The following is a 16,386-nucleotide window of genomic DNA, read 5'->3' on the forward strand; positions in this document are numbered from 1 at the left end:
TCTAGGCTACATTGTTCTCTAATCAGTTCTGCACTTTTAGCATTTTCCCTACCATGGAAATATCGAAGGTGCAGACTTTTTTTCTCTTAAGGAGTGGCGAAAATAGTTAAGACGATGAGTGTTAATGTCAAGACAAAAAACTGTCTTCTGTTAGGAAGAAAGAACCATTGAAGGCATTTCCTCCGTCCAGTCCTTGGACTCTTCTGAGATCTCTGCCACTTCTGGGATTTTTTGCAAGTGGTTCAAGGTTTCCATAAATTCAGCAATTCCCTGAAAACGCCCGTACACTGAAGCAAAACGAATATAGGCAACTTCATTTTCCTGGCGAAGATACTTTAAAACCAGTTTGCCAATTTCTTCACTAGTGGTTTCTCGTTTAGCACGTTGTTGGAGTTGGGCTTCAATTTCTTCCACGATCCGTTCTAAACGTTGGAGGGTGATGCCTGTTTTCTCACAAGCTCTAACCATGCCCCTTAAAAGTTTCGATTGGTCAAAAGATTCCCGTTTTCCATCCTGTTTAATCACAGTAATCGGGACAAATTCAACCCGTTCGTAGGTGGTGAATCGATGTTTACATTCTAGGCATTCACGACGACGGCGGATACTTTGTCCACCTTCACTAGAACGAGATTCTAGAACACGGCTGTTATGATGCTGACAGTAGGGGCATTGCATAATTCATATCCATAAAGGTTAGGATAGCCAATAGCAGCATTCCGATTTGAGTTATCTCCCAATACTGTCTAGGAGATTAAAAGATAACAAAAAAAGGAACTATACTGTGCATTTTAGCTTACTTTTGTTAAGTAAGTTACAACCAGATAGTCCTTTAATTGGGGGTTAATATTGGTTTTCTGAAAGGGGATTAACGCTGCGGCTATTTCTGAATCCGGGGAGGTTCCCGAAAAGCGATCGCAAAGAAGAGGACGGCTAAGGCCATCGTCAAGACCAGAATGTAAGCAACACTTTCCATGATTGAGAACGTCCTGAAAAAAATTACTCTAGAATTTCATATGTCCAGTCTATCAGACTATGGTGATCCCATTCAGCCGGAAATTGAGCAAAGTCAGTTTCGCTTTGCTGCTAAGATAGGTTAAAGAATTGTTAAGAAAACCTACTTCTGGTTTTAAAAAACTAAAAATTTACCCGTTTAGTCCTTTTAGCCCCCTATTCGCTTAACGAAGGAGTCCCATAACAAGGATGCTCGCCAATCAAACGGGAAACCCCGCCAGTCTGTTTGTTGACACTCTCGATCTCGATAAACCCGAAGAAGCCTGTGGTGTTTTTGGGATCTATGCCCCAGAAGAAGAAGTTGCAAAACTGACTTATTTTGGTCTTTATGCTCTCCAACATCGAGGACAGGAGTCTGCCGGTATTGCCGTTTTTGATCAAGAAGCGATTCATTGCCACAAGGATATGGGTTTGGTTTCCCAGGTATTTAAAGAAACTGTCCTGAAGGAGTTAGTCGGACAAATCGCGGTGGGTCATAATCGTTACTCCACCACTGGTTCTAGTCATCGAGTTAATGCTCAACCGGCCATTTTACAGACCAGATTAGGGGCTTTGGCCTTGGCCCATAATGGTAATCTGGTCAATACCGTCGAATTGCGAGCCGAATTAGTACGTCGGGGCTGTGATGATTTTATTACCACCACCGATTCAGAAATGATTGCGGTGGCGATCGCCCAGGAAGTGGATCAAGGAAATGATTGGCTAACGGCTGCTACCAATGCTTTTAAGCTCTGTTCTGGAGCCTATAGTTTAGTAATCGGTACATCGGTCGGTTTAATGGGAGCGAGGGATCCTAATGGTATTCGTCCGTTGGTGATTGGACAACTGATCAGCGAATCCGAAGAGGTTCCAGTGCGTTATGTTTTGGCTTCGGAAACCTGCGGGTTAGATATTATCGGAGCGGACTATGTGCGGGATGTGGAGCCAGGGGAACTAGTTTGGATTACGGAGCAGGGTTTAACGTCTCACATTTGGGCTGAAACACCGGCCAAAAAACTCTGCGTGTTTGAGATGATTTACTTTTCTCGTCCCGATAGCATCATGCATGATGAGACGCTATATACCTATCGGCTGCGGATTGGTCAGCAATTGGCCCAAGAATCTTTTGTAGATGCCGATCTGGTGATGGGGGTTCCTGATTCTGGTATTCCGGCGGCGATCGGTTTTTCCCAGGCTTCTGGTATTCCCTATGCAGAGGGTCTCATTAAAAATCGTTATGTGGGACGTACTTTTATTCAACCGACTCAGCACATGAGGGAATCGGGGATTCGGATGAAGCTTAACCCCTTAAAAGATGTGCTCAAGGGCAAACGAGTCATTATTGTCGATGATTCTATTGTACGAGGAACCACTAGCCGAAAAATCGTTAAGGCTCTGCGGGATGCAGGTGCTACCGAAGTCCATATGCGTATTTCTTCACCCCCTGTCACCCATCCCTGTTTCTATGGCATTGATACAGATAATCAAAATCAACTGATTGCTGCCACGAAATCAGTAGCCATGATTGCTCAACAAATTGGCGTTGACTCCCTAGCCTATCTTAGTCAAGAAGGTATGTTAAAAACGACGGGAGAAGATACCAGCCACTTCTGTTCAGCCTGTTTTAATGGACGTTATCCTATTACGATTCCAGATAATATCACGCGTTCTAAGTTAATCCTAGAAGAAGCCCCAGTGTAATTGAGGCGGTTTGGGGGGATTCTTTAAGAATCGTCGCAGCGGGGTTGGGATTTTGACAAAATTGTCGATAATAGAGCAGGATGACTTCCCTTATTCCTACTTTCCTCTAGATTCTTCGTGCAATATAAGGTTCGCTTTAGACCCGCCTTCTCCATGCTCTCGATCACTTTGCAGCCAGGTGAGAGAATAGCCACTGCGGTTGGCAACTTGGTAAGTATGGACGCGGGCATTGTCGTTAGTCAACAGATGGCAGGAGATCTGATTATTGCACTACTGCGCTGGTGTTTAGGCCCCAATCCGTTTTGGATGACGGTTTATCACAATCCCACCGAGGAGCCTTTAACCATCATCTTAAGTAAATCTTTGCCGGGTGACATTGTACGTCTAGATATCACCAAAAGTGCCCTCTGTTTACAACCCAATGTGCTTCTTGCCCATACTGGCGGCATTCGCCTGGGGATTCAGTGGCTTGGATGGTCTAGTTGGTTCGCTGGAGAAGGATTAGTGGGTCTAAAACTCTATGGCCGCGGTCGGGTTTTTATTGGTAGCTACGGTCGTTTTGCCCAATATCAAGTTTATCAACGTTTTATTGTTGAGCAGAGGCACTTGTTGGCCTATAGTTCTAAACTTCGTATTAAGGTCGATTTCCCCAAGGGATTGGTAGGTTCTAAACTCTCTGGAGAAGGAATAGTTAGTCAGTTACTAGGGGGAGGGATTGTCTATCTTCAATCTCACAGTCGCAGTGGCCTAACCCGATATTTGTTCACTAAATTTCGTTCCTAGGTTCTATCCATGAAAGTTGATATTTTACACCAACCCTCAATGGCGATCGCCCAGGTTTTCTTAAGCGAGGAAGAAGAACTTTTGGCTCAAGCAGGGGCCTTAATTGCCATCAAGGGAAATATTCAAATCCATACCATTTTACGTCGGGGAAGAGAAGGGAAGAGTGGAGAAAAAACAACATCGCGATCGCTATTTCTCAACAGTTTTAAAGCGGATGCCCAGGGAGGGGAATTATATCTGGCTCCATCCTTAATTGGTAGCTTAGGCATTTATACGATCTCTCAACATAAATTAGTGCTGCGTCTGAGTGCATATCTGGCCTCTAGCAAAACGTTAGAAATCTTTTTAGGTTTTCGAGATTTTAAAACGGATGCTAAGTCCAAATCTTCACTACAAACGGCTACTTGGTTAAATTTAGTCGGGGATGGAACCGTTATTGTGGCGGCCTTTGGCAAGATCTACGATATCGACTTGGAGGACGAGGGCGAATATATTATCAATATTGAACATATTGTTGCTTTTGAAAGTAGTCTTAAAGTTCGAGTTTTATCTCCACCCGTTCCTCTATGGCAATTCTGGCAACCAAAAGGTGAAATCCTTTGCCATTTCAAAGGCCAGGGAAAAATTATCTGTCAAAGTCATCGCCCCAGGGCCTTTGCCAAACAATTGGGGCAAGATTTGCATCTCAAAAATTTTAAGCTCTATCGTTCCTAATTTCTCTAGTTAATAAAAATTAAAATTATGGTAGATAATTTTGAAGAAAATTTAGTTAGAAATGTCAAAGAAAAACGAGAGAAAAAGCCAGAAATTCTCGAAGAATATGATATTGAATTCACGATTGATAATAGTTCTCTTTATGCTATTCTAGTAATTGGCTTAAAGCCCCATAAGACGGTTTTAGTAGAAGCCTCGGTACTGTCATCCATGGATGTACAAGTGACACTACTCACAAAACTTCAGGGGGGATTATTGCAGATTTTAGCGAATAGTTTGGGAACAGAACCTCTCTGCCTCAATCAATTTTCGGTAGATACCAAGCCCGGTCGGCTTTTTCTCTCTCCCAGTTTACCTGGAGATATTCACCACTATTATGTGACAGAAAAGCAAGGTATTCTCATCAAAGCTGCTTCTTTTCTTGCTTGTAAACCGACAGTACAAATTGATCCACGATTTCCGGGAATGCAAGATTTTTATAATGATGATTCTGATTTTCTTTTAAGGTTAGTAGGACAGGGAGATCTTTGGTTTAGTTGTTATGGGGGCTTTTTAGAGCTAACGATTACGGAAGATATAAGCCTTAATCCTGACTATATTGTTGCCTTTGAGGACACTTTACAATATGAGGTAAATGTCAATGAAGGGTTATCGACGGAAAAAATTAAGCTGGATTTTTGGGGCGGGCGCGGCCGACTCTGTCGTTTTAGAGGAGAAGGAAAAGTATGGATGCAGGCTCGTCAAGAAAATATGTTTCTCAATTTTATTCAACCGTTCCTACCCAATTTACGGGGTTTCCATATTAACTAATGGTTGTGGACAATATGAATAAAGAAACGGCGATTATCGGTAAGATAGTATATTTTATCACCTGTTAACTCATTAATTAGACTTAATTGAGAGCTAAAAGAACTAAGAAAATCTGATCAAAATGACCTGAAAATTCTCCCCCTATGAGGTATTTTACAATATATTGTCAGACATTATGCGCTTCAGAATTGAAGAGACCGTATCAGTCCAGTGGCGGTGCAGACCATTCCTTACTATGCAGGGGGAAGGCCGAAACAAGGAGCCGCCCCGCTCGGTTTTCACTACCGCTTAACGGGCCAATTAAGCCTTGATTCTTCTCGCCTTGAGGCAAGATCTCAACGGGCTGAAAGCTTTATTTTAGCTACTAATGTTCTTGATTCTCAGGCTTTGAGTCCCGACCAGATGTTGGCTGAATATAAGGCTCAACAAGTCATCGAGCGCGGCTTTCGCTTTCTTAAAAACCCTTTCTTTTTGGCCTCTGCTCTTTTTCTCAAGAATCCTCAACGCATTATGGCTTTGATGATGATTATGGTTGTCTCTTTATTGGTTTACACTTTGGTACAACGTCGCCTACGACTGGCTTTGGCTGCTTCCCATCAGACCATTCCTAATCAAAAAGACATATCTACCTCTACTCCCACTCTGCGTTGGGTCTTTCAGTCTTTTCTGTTTATCCGTTGGTTAGAGATTGATGGTATTCAGGCTATCGTTAATTTGACCTCTAACCACAAACATATTCTTTCTTTTCTTGGCTCTTCCTGTCAAAAATACTACTTTATCTCTTGAACTACCTGCGGAATGTGGGGTAAAGGTAGCGATCCTAACAGAATTCTTTGGCAATTCTTTCTAAAGTTTTGGCAATTTACTTCCCATGCTACCTTTTAGTACACAAGTTGCTGTCCATTATAATTTTCTATGCTACAGTAAACAAGGTGTAACAATTTGTTAAGTAAGCTTGACATTTTTAACTCAAAGTCCATTGCTGCAATTAAAATTGCCTACCCTATGAGCCTTAGTACTTTATCTATCTCATCTTTAGAGTCCTCAGCGATCGCCTTTTTTCGTCATAGTGTCGGATTCTGGCATTCTCAGCGACGTTATTACACCCTGAATCCCAAAATAGAAACCCAAACCGTAGAAAGCTTTATTCAAATTCAGTACTTAGAAGCCGGCTGTTCGGAATTACAGCATTTAGCCACCCTACACGAACTAGACGATGAACAAGCTTTGCTCGGCGGAACCTATGTCACCTGGGAAAGTGACTATACAGGAACTATTCGCAAACCTTCGGTCGGTTCTACCCTGTTTGGGATTAAAGACAATATTCTTTACCGCGATCGCGGCTTTGCAACGCCGAAACCCGTAACAGCGATCTACAATTTTACCAACCCCCAAACCATGCTCCTGAAAACAGAATATAGTGGCTCCGTTTTTGAAGAAGAACTCAAATTGATCGGCGACCAATACCGTACCCGCCAAACCCTTATTTCCCGTGCCGGTCAAGAACAAATGATTGGGCAATATCTAGAAAAACGCATTAGCGGAGTTAGCTAACTTTTTTAAACTGGCTTTCTTTGCCCCTCGTTGAACCGATCAAAATTGTGATATGACTTAGGCAAAATCAACACCAAAATAGTGAGGTTGACCATGACCCCTGACCAACTGTTAATGCTAATCGTTTTATTAGTTCCGGGTATCTTGCTTTCTGCCCTCGTCATGGGAAGTTTTGCCAAGGGAGGCTAATTCTCCTCCAATTTCCCCAAACGATAAAGGGGAGTTCAAATCTCCCCCTCGTGTCTTTGCTGCAATAACACAGTGAACTTAATTTGCAGAACCACCGGCGGCCTGCAAACGTGCCCTTGCCTTTTTAACAGACTGAGCCATTTGTAATTGTTTCGGTTTATCGCCACTGCGACCTGCCTCTTCAAACTTGGCTTGGGCTGCGCTGTATTCTGTCCGCGCCTTTTCTTGATCGATATTGTCTCCAATTTCTGCTGCATTGACGAGCACCTTGACTTCGTTGTTCTCAACTTCAGCAAAGCCACCCATAACAGCAATATTTTTCCAGTCTTTGCCTGGACGAACTCGCATCACACCAATATCTAACGCTGTTAGTAAAGGGGCGTGATTACTAAGAATTCCTAACTGTCCGGTAGTACTAGGTAGGATCACCTCTTGCACTACCTCGTCCCAAACCACTTTATCGGGGGCAATAACCCGTACTGTTAACGTCATTTTTCTATTAATGGATAATTGATAATTAACAATTAATAATTGATGAGCGATAATTGATAATTAACGAATGGATTTCTGACCATAACAAGAGTCCGACATAAACCCTATTTTTGTCAAATCAACTGTCAACTATCAACTATCAACTATCAACTATCAATTCAATCTAGCCTTTGAGTTTTTCAGCTTTGGCCTTAACTTCATCGATATTGCCAACCATATAGAAAGCCTGTTCAGGCAGACTATCTAATTCGCCAGCAAGAATCGATTTAAAACCATTGATCGTATCTGCCAAGGTGACATATTTACCAGGAGAACCGGTGAATACTTCCGCGACAAAGAAAGGTTGAGAAAGGAACCGTTCAATTTTCCGGGCCCGATCAACCGTTAAACGGTCTTCTTCAGACAATTCATCCAATCCTAAGATGGCGATGATATCCTGTAATTCCTTATAACGTTGCAGCGTAGATTGTACTGCACGAGCAATACCATAGTGCTCCCCTCCAACAATGCTGGGCTGAAGCATTGTACTGGTAGAATCTAGGGGATCAACGGCTGGATAGATCCCTTTGGCCGCTAAACCACGAGATAGCACTGTTGTTCCGTCTAGGTGAGCAAAGGTGGTGGCAGGAGCCGGATCAGTTAAGTCATCTGCTGGTACATAGACCGCTTGAATGGAGGTAATGGAACCTTCTTTCGTGGAGGTAATCCGCTCTTGTAAATCGCCAACGTCTGTACCCAGGGTGGGTTGGTATCCTACCGCAGAGGGCATCCGTCCTAATAGCGCAGATACTTCAGAACCCGCTTGTACAAAACGGAAAATATTATCAATGAAGAGTAATACGTCCTGTTTATTCACATCACGGAAATACTCTGCCATTGTTAGAGCCGATAAACCAACCCGCATTCTGGCTCCGGGGGGTTCGTTCATCTGACCATAAACGAGGGCAATTTTCGATTCTTCAGGATTTTCAGCGTTGATTACCTTGGATTCGATCATTTCGTTGTAGAGGTCATTTCCTTCACGGGTACGTTCCCCTACACCTCCAAATACCGAGACACCACCATGTTGAATGGCAATGTTATTGATCAATTCCATCATGATGACGGTTTTGCCCACACCTGCACCACCAAAGAGACCGATTTTGCCACCTTGACGATAGGGAGTTAACAGGTCAATTACCTTGATACCAGTTTCAAAAACTTTGGGTTTGGTTTCTAGATCTGTGAGTTTGGGAGCGGGGCGATGAATCGGGAAAGTTTCCGTGACATTCACAGGGCCCTTTTCATCAACGGGTTCACCGAGAACGTTGAAAATTCTGCCTAAAGTGGCTTTACCGACAGGAACGTTAATTGGTGCACCAGTGTCAACAATATCCATGCCTCGTACTAATCCGTCTGTAGTACTCATCGCTACGGCACGAACTTGATTGTCCCCTAAAAGCTGTTGTACTTCACAGGTGACGGAAACAGTCTGACCGGCGGAATTCTGGCCTTCAACTTTGAGGGCGTTATAAATGCGGGGCAGTTTACCACTGGGGAACCGGGCATCGACGACGGGCCCAATAATACGAGTAATTTTGCCAACGTTAGTTGCTTCTTGTACGGCTACCATGCTGATTGTCTAGGGAATTTACTTAAAATTAGACTACAGGACAACTGTTAAGTTTTAATGAAATTTGCCATCTAATAGATTACCATCTCTGGGGATCGGGATAGCGGTTAATCCTTGATTGTGAATAGTTAAGGTTATTAATCAAGACCACAATGACTTGATGGCTTAGGGATACAGCGCGATCGCTGTCGTTGAGACCCGACGGAAACCAAAATAAGTTAAGGTTGAAAAAACCTGCCTAGCAATCGTTCTAGCTTCCCTTTTCTGACCAAGGCCCATCCTGCGCGACGAGGACAATGGTGATATTGTCAGACCCACCTGCATTTTTGGCTTCTTCAATTAATTCGGCAGCGAGATCAGGGTGGGCTTTATCTAATTGTAAAATTTCAGCGATACTCTCATCGGAAACTTCTTCTGTTAAACCGTCGCTACAGAGCAAGAAAGTATCCTGGGGCTGAACCTCTAGGGGCGCAACTTCAACCTGATGCAGATCTCGTCTTCCTAAACATTGGAAAAGAACGTGCCGCCAGGGATGCACTTTAGCCTGTTCTCGATCAATATCTCCCATTTCCAAGGCCCTAGCAACCCAGGTGTGATCCTTTGTGACCTGGAAGAGTTTTTGATTCCGAAAACAATAGAGTCGAGAATCACCAACGTGGGCCCGCCAAGCACCATCGTGCCGAAAAGTAATCATCACAGCGGTTGTACCCATATCTCCCCGTTCAGGATGTTCTTCTTGATCAGCAATAATGGCCTTGTTAGCACTTAACAAAGCAGCTTCTAATAGTTCGGGGGAGGGAGTCTCTGATTCCCAATGCTCCTCTAAATAATCCTTAATAAATTCGGTGGCAATCTGACTGGCTTCCTGTCCCCCAGCATGACCGCCCATTCCATCCGCAACAATTAAAAAACGGGCTTCTGGCTCGTCAATATAAAAACTGTCCTGGTTAACAGAACGAACGAGTCCAACATCCGTCTGCCCGGTGAAACGACGGATGATCTTGGGTGAATTCACTTCCAACACTTGCTCAAATTAGGATTTTATTAGGGTGATTAGGCTCTAAAACATTCGGTCTTGACGTTCTATTCGTCTCATTAACTGCCAGAACGCCCAACCAGGCACTATTGCTATTAATAACACAACAACAGCAATCATGACATAGTGGTTTACAAACAATAGGGTTGCTGAAATCAGCAGGGTTGCAATCATAACCGTATAGTTGGTGCTTAATTGCATGGTGCTAATACGTCGCAGCAGACGTTCAGATTCACTAGAACGAACCCGAATGCGGAGATCACCTCGATCTAGTTTTTCAATGGTGTCTTCAATGCGTCGTGGTAGGCCAAAAGCCGTGCTACTGACTTGAACAGCTTGTCGTCCTAGCTCATCCATAAAGCTATTGGGGGAAGGGCCATTGGCATTGTTCATAATTTGTAGGGCAAAGGGTTGGGCAACCGCCATAAAATTAAAATCTGGGTCTAATCCTTTCCCGACTCCTTCGAGGGTAGAAAAGGCACGCATGACAAAGGTAAAGGTAGCTGGGAAACGAAAGGGTTGGCCATAGGCAATGTCGTAGAGATCCTCGCTGATTTGAGTGATGGATTGTTCCTCAAAGGGTTTATCCATGAAGTTATCCAGCAAAAACTGAATGGAGCGGCGAATGGGCCCCATGTCTTCTGATCGCACTAAGGCTCCTAGACCGACTAAGGACTCCATGATGCGATCGGCATTTTTTTCAGCGACCCCAAACAGGGTATCCATTAATTTTGTCTTAGTTTCAGGGGTAATCTCGCCCATCATGCCAAAGTCATAAAAAATCAGTGCCCCTTCCTCTGGACTCACGGCTAAGTTACCAGGGTGGGGATCGGCATGAAAAAAGCCACTGTTGAGGAGTTGATGGAGATAGGCCCTGGCTCCCAATTGGGCTAAGGTTTTACGGTCTAAGCCGGCCGCTTCTAAGGACTCGTAATGACTGATTTTAATGCCAGGTAAGTATTCTAATGTCAGAATTCGACTGGCGGTATATCGCCAATAAACCCTAGGCACTTTTACCCAATTTTCATTGCGAAAGTTACGACGAAAGGTATCGGCATTACGGCCTTCCCTCAGATAATCGGTTTCTTGCCAGAGGATTCGACAGCATTCTTCATAGATTCCTAGCCAATCGCGTCCTTTTCCCCATTTGGGGTGATTTTGGAAGTAATAGGCAATTTTTTTGAGGATGGCTAAATCGATCGTGAATAGTTTTTTTAATCCGGGACGTTGTACCTTGACCACCACTTCTTCGCCACTATGCAGTTGAGCTTTGTGGACTTGTCCTAAACTGGCGGCGGCGAGGGGAATGGGATCAAAGCTGTGAAAAAGGGTGTGTAGGGGTTTACCGAGTTCCTTTTCGATCAGGGCTGTGGTTTGTTCGTAACTAAAGGCTGGGACTTCATCTTGTAATTTGGAGAGTTCTGTAACGTATTCGGAGGGGAAGAGGTCGGAACGGGTAGAGAAAAGCTGACCGCATTTAATAAAGGTGGGCCCTAGGTTAAGTAAGCTTTCCCTAATCCAAATGGCTTGCTTTTGACGACGACGGGCTAATTTTTCTTCGCTATAGCCTCCTTCACGCTGATAACTCCATTGTTTACTGTTTAGCCAAAATTGGAATAGTAGGGTTAGAACAAACCGCCAAATGTCGAGGCGACGACGGGTGATGGAATAGTTTTCTTGATTCCAACGATATTGTTTTTCTGCTGCCAGGGAGGTTATACGTTTTGTTGACACAGTCGCAGAATGATAGGCAAGGGGTTGATCAACGTTACGAGATAGGGCAGACACAGGCTTTAGGGGATGAATTTTTTAGCAAGAAGGCGATCGCTGGGATGCGGTGATCGAGTCCGGCAATCTTTACAGTTAGTGCAGGAAGTCTTGGTACGGAGAATGAGGTTACGATTAGAGGATCGTTTCTCGGTAATTTTTCAATTCAGCTTTGAGACTGGCAATTTCGGCTCGTAATTTATCGAGGGTTTCTTGTAGGTCATCACTACTAACTAGACCATCCAGGGTGGCAATCATAGTACTACTCTGCTCTACCTCACGGGAGGCTCTTGCTTGCACTTCGACTATAAACTGACGGAGATGCTCCCGTTGCTCGGCATCAAACTTCCCCCATTCACTGAGGGCATTAGTCAAGTTGTCCTCAACTTTTTCCGTCAGAACTTCGGCAAAGGCTCGCCCTAAAAAAAAGGCATGAAGGACTGGATTCTGCATAACAGGAGACTTCTAAGTTTTTGTAACAAATTATAACGAAATTATAACTCGCTTCTAACCGGTTCTCATTAGATCGGGATGGATTGGGCTGGATTACTTTATGGGGCTGATGGCTTTTCGGGATTTGATCCAGGCCAATCGGGGCGGGGGGGAAAGGATTGTTCGGCGGGAATGGACTCTCCTTTGGCATTGACTGGTTGGGGCTGGCCAAAACGAATCGCGGCTCCAAAACCAATACCGGCAGAAAGGGCGATCGCACTAGTCATGAAGAGAAATTCGAGGAGCGATCGCAGAGACCGAAATTTTGATTGAGAACGGGCATTAGGTTTGGCAGTCATAGAAAAAATGGGTTTGAAACCCCGTCCTTCTAGGACGGCTTTACAAGGTGTTAGAATCGAGGTGCTGAATACGAAAACCAAGTGGTCGGCATCGCATCTTGAAAACTAGGCTTAGGGGGTTCTTGCTAGAAAGGCTTGGCAAGGTAAAAAGTCTAAGCAACAAGTACAAAAAGCATTTTGCTGAAACCATACTGTGGGACACACGGAATCGGGTTTCTGAAATGGGGTAAAAGTCTGTGGACTCTGTGTAAGACAGTACATGGTTTTTAAAACTGTGGTATGCGACGGTGAATGAAGCAGAAACCTAAATTGTGAGGTTTAGGAATCTTCGCCGTTCTACGGCGGAGAGGATGTCAAAGAAGACAGGGTAGTTCCCGCACCAGAAACGACAAGATTATCCTGAGAGTAGCCTAACTCCGTTGTCTTGCCAAGCCTTTCTCTCCAATAGCAGCAATTCTAAATTTGAAAACTAGGAAGAGTTGGCAGTGGGAAGAGGGTCAAACTGCTCAAGCATAAAATTAAGGAGGTGTTGCCAGGGCACTGGTATCGTCTGAGTAAATCCGCAAAAGGTTATAGTGTAAGGCTTAGAGGAAACGAAAAAATAATTAAAGATTGGACACAATCCCATTCTTATTATACTATTATTATTGTCATAATATCAAAGATAAGGGAAAAGAAAACAATGTCAACATTGAACAAAAGCTCGATGGAAGTCCTGAATAATCTAGGCTTATGCCCAGAGAAAGAAGAAGCCTTATTCCAGAAAAACTGTCCTCATTGCTAAGCGAAAAAGTAAAAATTCGGGTAGCAGCGTAAAATGGGACACCTTGCTCTGGGTCTTGCCTAGTGGAAATAGCTGTAAGGCTTACTCTATAGGACGAAAGCTAAAACCCTTTCAGGATAAGCTGTCCCGCCTTAAGTTGATACCCAAAAATTCATTTTCATTACCAAATCAAAGGTAACGGGGAACGTAAAATGTTTATCTGTCAGGAGTGTCGCTCCTATTTTGCTGAAACTCATGGTACGGTAATCGCAAGATTGAAAACTCCATTGAGTCAAATTATAAATGTATTAAAAGCTAGGATGGAGGGAATGGGGTTGAACGCCGCAGTTCGGGTACATGGCTATTCTAATCAAAATTTCCCCGCCGCAAGCGGGCGGGGTATGGAAGATGTTTTGCTCGTAAACCGACGGTTTCCAGTGCAACTTTAATTTTTTCGCTGCTTGCAGCGGGGAATTAAACCCAAGAGAGATTAAAGATATTCGTACCGACTTTTTGCATAAACTATCCACTCGGCTCATTCGTGAAAACCAAACGATTGTGCTAGAGGATTTAAACACATCGGGAATACTTAGGGCTTGCTGAAAAAAGCTGAAACCTTTACGGAGAAAAATAGTAGGCGAATTAAGAACCGCTAGAATGCACGAAAATAGGGTAGAATGCCTCAAAACCATTGCATTAAGAAGAGAGAAAGCAGATGTACCGAAAGCAACAGTACTCAATTGAAACACCAGAAAACTTGAAAAATCTGTTCGGCGGGCAGTTAGACGAAGAAAATCGTTGGATAGAAATGTCAAAAATGATTCTTTGGGAAGAATATGAGGAAGAATATGCAAAAAACTTCACAGAAAAAAAAGGAGCCCCAGCCAAATCATTTAGAATGGCATTAGGAGCATTAATTATCAAAGAAATTTCAGGAAAAAGTGACAGAGAAACAGTAGAACAAATAAAAGAGAACCCTTATTTACAGTACTTTATAGGAATGGAAAGCTATAGTAGCAAAGAAGCATTTAATGCGTCAATGATGGTTCATTTTCGTAAAAAAATAGGAATGGAATTAATAAATAAAATTAATAAAGAAATAGAAAAAAAAGCGACGGGTGTAGCGTCAGAAAAAAAAGAAAATGAAGGAAAGTTATTGTTAGATGCGACTTGTACACCAGCAGATATAAAATATCCAACGGATATAGGAATATTGAATGATGCCAGAGAAAAAACAGAAAAAATAATAGATAAGCTGTATGAAGAAATAAAAGAGAAAAGGAAAGAAAAGCCGAGGACTTATAGGGAAGTGGCAAGAAAAGAGTACTTAGCCATAGCAAAAAAACGTCGTGTGTCAAAAAAAGAAAGAAGAAAAGGAACAAAAAAACAACTAGGATATATAAAAAGAAACTTGTCTGATATAGAAAAAATGATAGAAGAGGGAGCAAAGTTAGAAAAACTAACGAAAAAAGAGCAAGAAGAGCTTGTAACGATAGGAAAAGTGTATGAGCAACAGTTAGAAATGTATGAAAAAAAGACAAATAAAGTAGAAAACAGAATTGTGAGTGTAAGCCAACCTCACGTGCGTCCAATAGTGCGTGGAAAAGCGGGAAAAGCAGTAGAGTTTGGAGCTAAAATATCGGCAAGTAATGTGAATGGCTTTGTCTTCTTAGACAAATTAAGTTGGGATAATTACAACGAATCGGGAGATTTACAAGCGCGAATAGAAGAATATAAAAGGGAAACAGGATGTTATCCGGAATCGGTTCATGTGGATAAAATCTATCGAACAAAAGCGAATCGAGCTTATTGTAAAGAAAGGGATATAAGAATGAGTGGTCCCCGATTGGGAAGACCGCCGAAAGAGGTGAGCAAAGAAAAAAAGAAAGAGGCACGCTCAGATGAAAGAGTGCGTAATGCCATTGAGGGTAAATTCGGACAGGGAAAGAGGAAATTTAGTCTTGGTCGAGTGATGGCCAAACTACCTGAGACCTCGGAAACGGTAATTGCGATGAACTTTTTGGTAATGAATCTTTCTACTCTACTTCAGAAGACAAAAAGTAAAAAGTTGTAGAGTCGTTTTTCTTGTGAAAAATGGTGTTAATTTTCCTCTCTTTTGTGAGGAGTAATTTGTGTTGACCTTTTTAGACAGAAAGGAACAATAGATTAAACAAAATCTGTATTTTGATTTGTTTCCATAAGGATAAGTTATCTATGCTTTTTCAGTCCATACTTCCCTAACCCACATTTCTTTCGTTTTTTGACTTTTTCAGCAAGCCCTACTTAAAAATCGCAAGTTATCTCGCGCTATTTCCGATTTAGGTTGGCGTAGTTTTAGGACTATGTTAGAAGCTAAGTCGGAAATGTATGGGCGTGATTTTAGGGTAATTTCTCGTTGGGAACCGACTTCACAACGCTGTTCAAGTTGTGGCCAAATTGGCGGAAAAAAAGAACTTTCTGTCAGGGAATGGACTTGTCTTTTTTGTGGGAAAACCCACGATAGAGATGTAAACGCCGCTAGAAACATCAAGGTCGCGGGAGGGCTTTCCGAGACTCAAAACGGACATGGAGGACGGCGTAAATCTAGTTTGCTAGTTGCTTCCGATGAAGTGTCAACCCACCTATTGCCTATTCAACTTAGTTTGTTTAGGTAGATAGGAATCTCCGTCGCTTCAGCGCGGTGAGGATGTCAACAAGTTTGCAAGAAACCTTGTTTTTATGCTTCGAGTGTTTTCCTCAAAACCCCTGAGAGGATTATGGCATTGACTTTCATTATGGCGTTGTGTTTGTTGGTGTACAGCTTGGGGCAACGTAAACTGAGACAGGCTCTGGCAGAGCAGGAGGAGACTGTGCCTAATCAGTTGGGAAAGCCGACTCAACCTCCGACTCTGCGTTGGATTTTTCAGACTTTGAGGGGGATTCATTGGGTTGTACTGGATAATTGTTCCCAAATTATCAATCTCACGCTTGAGCGAGAGAGGCTTTTCGGCTTTTTTGGGGCTACTACTTGTCAGTATTATCTTTTGTCATAGGTGCTTTTCTTATTTTCTTTGTTCTTCTTTTATGTACGGAATGTGGGTTTTAAGCATTTTCAAAAAGTTAAGCTCCAACCCGTTCAGAGTATAGCACTAGCTATCGATTTTCTTATATCAGCCAGTTTCGGACATAACGGCACTCTTTGGTA

Annotated in this window: 15 protein-coding genes and 1 pseudogene; 8 read left to right on the forward strand and 8 right to left on the reverse strand. The window is 43.0% G+C overall.

Features of this window, described 5'->3' with window-relative positions; all coding sequences use genetic code 11:
- Positions 1–150: 150 nt before the first annotated feature.
- Positions 151–675, reverse strand: coding sequence for a transcriptional regulator NrdR (gene nrdR / locus KA717_10955; GenBank protein ID UXE63130.1), 525 nt, complete (start codon positions 673–675; stop codon positions 151–153).
- 202 nt (positions 676–877) lie between these two features.
- Positions 878–973: a photosystem II reaction center protein T gene (locus KA717_10960; GenBank protein ID UXE63131.1), complete on the reverse strand. Its 96-nt coding sequence runs from the start codon at positions 971–973 to the stop codon at positions 878–880.
- Between the two features lie 227 nt (positions 974–1,200).
- On the opposite strand from KA717_10960, the gene purF reads away from it, so the two are divergent.
- From purF to KA717_10990, 6 genes are all read left to right on the forward strand, one after another.
- Entirely contained in the window at positions 1,201–2,691 is a 1,491-nt protein-coding gene (gene purF / locus KA717_10965; protein UXE63132.1) for an amidophosphoribosyltransferase, read from the forward strand.
- Between the two features lie 153 nt (positions 2,692–2,844).
- A complete protein-coding gene (locus KA717_10970) occupies positions 2,845–3,474 on the forward strand; it encodes a TIGR00266 family protein (GenBank protein UXE63133.1) in 630 nt (209 codons plus the stop codon).
- A gap of 9 nt (positions 3,475–3,483) precedes the next feature.
- Positions 3,484–4,188 carry a TIGR00266 family protein gene (locus KA717_10975; GenBank protein ID UXE63134.1) on the forward strand — a complete coding sequence of 235 codons (705 nt, stop codon included), beginning with the start codon at positions 3,484–3,486 and terminating at the stop codon, positions 4,186–4,188.
- A gap of 27 nt (positions 4,189–4,215) precedes the next feature.
- Positions 4,216–4,998 carry a TIGR00266 family protein gene (locus KA717_10980; GenBank protein UXE63135.1) on the forward strand — a complete coding sequence of 261 codons (783 nt, stop codon included), beginning with the start codon at positions 4,216–4,218 and terminating at the stop codon, positions 4,996–4,998.
- Positions 4,999–5,208: 210 nt separating this feature from the next.
- Positions 5,209–5,784: an IS1634 family transposase gene (locus tag KA717_10985; protein UXE63136.1), complete on the forward strand. Its 576-nt coding sequence runs from the start codon at positions 5,209–5,211 to the stop codon at positions 5,782–5,784.
- Positions 5,785–6,003: 219 nt separating this feature from the next.
- Complete coding sequence (locus KA717_10990; protein UXE63137.1) at positions 6,004–6,552, forward strand: phycobiliprotein lyase; 549 nt, start codon at positions 6,004–6,006, stop codon at positions 6,550–6,552.
- Between the two features lie 267 nt (positions 6,553–6,819).
- Here the strand turns inward: KA717_10990 and KA717_10995 are convergent, their stop codons facing one another.
- The 6 genes from KA717_10995 to KA717_11020 all read right to left on the reverse strand — a co-directional run bounded on the left by KA717_10995 (position 6,820) and on the right by KA717_11020 (position 12,439).
- On the reverse strand, positions 6,820–7,233 hold the full coding sequence (locus KA717_10995; GenBank protein ID UXE63138.1) for a F0F1 ATP synthase subunit epsilon: 414 nt from the start codon (positions 7,231–7,233) through the stop codon (positions 6,820–6,822).
- 163 nt (positions 7,234–7,396) lie between these two features.
- Positions 7,397–8,845: a F0F1 ATP synthase subunit beta gene (gene atpD / locus KA717_11000; GenBank protein UXE63139.1), complete on the reverse strand. Its 1,449-nt coding sequence runs from the start codon at positions 8,843–8,845 to the stop codon at positions 7,397–7,399.
- Positions 8,846–9,095: 250 nt separating this feature from the next.
- A complete protein-coding gene (locus KA717_11005; GenBank protein ID UXE63140.1) occupies positions 9,096–9,860 on the reverse strand; it encodes a Stp1/IreP family PP2C-type Ser/Thr phosphatase in 765 nt (254 codons plus the stop codon).
- Positions 9,861–9,905: 45 nt separating this feature from the next.
- Positions 9,906–11,669 carry an AarF/ABC1/UbiB kinase family protein gene (locus tag KA717_11010; GenBank protein UXE63141.1) on the reverse strand — a complete coding sequence of 588 codons (1,764 nt, stop codon included), beginning with the start codon at positions 11,667–11,669 and terminating at the stop codon, positions 9,906–9,908.
- Positions 11,670–11,783: 114 nt separating this feature from the next.
- Positions 11,784–12,101, reverse strand: a complete 318-nt coding sequence (locus KA717_11015) for a hypothetical protein (protein UXE63142.1) — start codon at positions 12,099–12,101, stop codon at positions 11,784–11,786.
- 98 nt (positions 12,102–12,199) lie between these two features.
- Positions 12,200–12,439 (reverse strand): hypothetical protein, encoded by a 240-nt coding sequence (locus tag KA717_11020; protein UXE63143.1) that lies wholly within the window; start codon positions 12,437–12,439, stop codon positions 12,200–12,202.
- A 1,478-nt stretch (positions 12,440–13,917) separates the two neighbouring features.
- Here KA717_11020 and KA717_11025 point away from each other — a divergent pair.
- Positions 13,918–15,255, forward strand: a pseudogene (locus KA717_11025) (IS5 family transposase).
- A 310-nt stretch (positions 15,256–15,565) separates the two neighbouring features.
- Complete coding sequence (locus KA717_11030) at positions 15,566–15,856, forward strand: transposase (GenBank protein ID UXE64624.1); 291 nt, start codon at positions 15,566–15,568, stop codon at positions 15,854–15,856.
- Positions 15,857–16,386 lie beyond the last annotated feature (530 nt).

Source organism: Woronichinia naegeliana WA131, assembly GCA_025370055.1.
In the GTDB taxonomy this organism is placed as follows: Bacteria; Cyanobacteriota; Cyanobacteriia; order Cyanobacteriales; family Microcystaceae; genus Woronichinia; species Woronichinia naegeliana.

Excerpts from the sequence above, each read along its gene's own strand:
- KA717_10960 (UXE63131.1), bottom strand. The coding sequence starts at position 973 with ATGGAAAGTGTTGCTTACATTCTGGTCTTGACGATGGCCTTAGCCGTC.
- nrdR (UXE63130.1), bottom strand. The coding sequence starts at position 675 with ATGCAATGCCCCTACTGTCAGCATCATAACAGCCGTGTTCTAGAATCT.
- KA717_10980 (UXE63135.1), top strand. The coding sequence starts at position 4,216 with ATGGTAGATAATTTTGAAGAAAATTTAGTTAGAAATGTCAAAGAAAAA.
- KA717_10990 (UXE63137.1), top strand. The coding sequence starts at position 6,004 with ATGAGCCTTAGTACTTTATCTATCTCATCTTTAGAGTCCTCAGCGATC.
- KA717_10995 (UXE63138.1), bottom strand. The coding sequence starts at position 7,233 with ATGACGTTAACAGTACGGGTTATTGCCCCCGATAAAGTGGTTTGGGAC.
- KA717_11015 (UXE63142.1), bottom strand. The coding sequence starts at position 12,101 with ATGCAGAATCCAGTCCTTCATGCCTTTTTTTTAGGGCGAGCCTTTGCC.
- purF (UXE63132.1), top strand. The coding sequence starts at position 1,201 with ATGCTCGCCAATCAAACGGGAAACCCCGCCAGTCTGTTTGTTGACACT.
- KA717_10975 (UXE63134.1), top strand. The coding sequence starts at position 3,484 with ATGAAAGTTGATATTTTACACCAACCCTCAATGGCGATCGCCCAGGTT.
- atpD (UXE63139.1), bottom strand. The coding sequence starts at position 8,845 with ATGGTAGCCGTACAAGAAGCAACTAACGTTGGCAAAATTACTCGTATT.
- KA717_10970 (UXE63133.1), top strand. The coding sequence starts at position 2,845 with ATGCTCTCGATCACTTTGCAGCCAGGTGAGAGAATAGCCACTGCGGTT.
- KA717_11020 (UXE63143.1), bottom strand. The coding sequence starts at position 12,439 with ATGACTGCCAAACCTAATGCCCGTTCTCAATCAAAATTTCGGTCTCTG.
- KA717_11030 (UXE64624.1), top strand. The coding sequence starts at position 15,566 with ATGTATGGGCGTGATTTTAGGGTAATTTCTCGTTGGGAACCGACTTCA.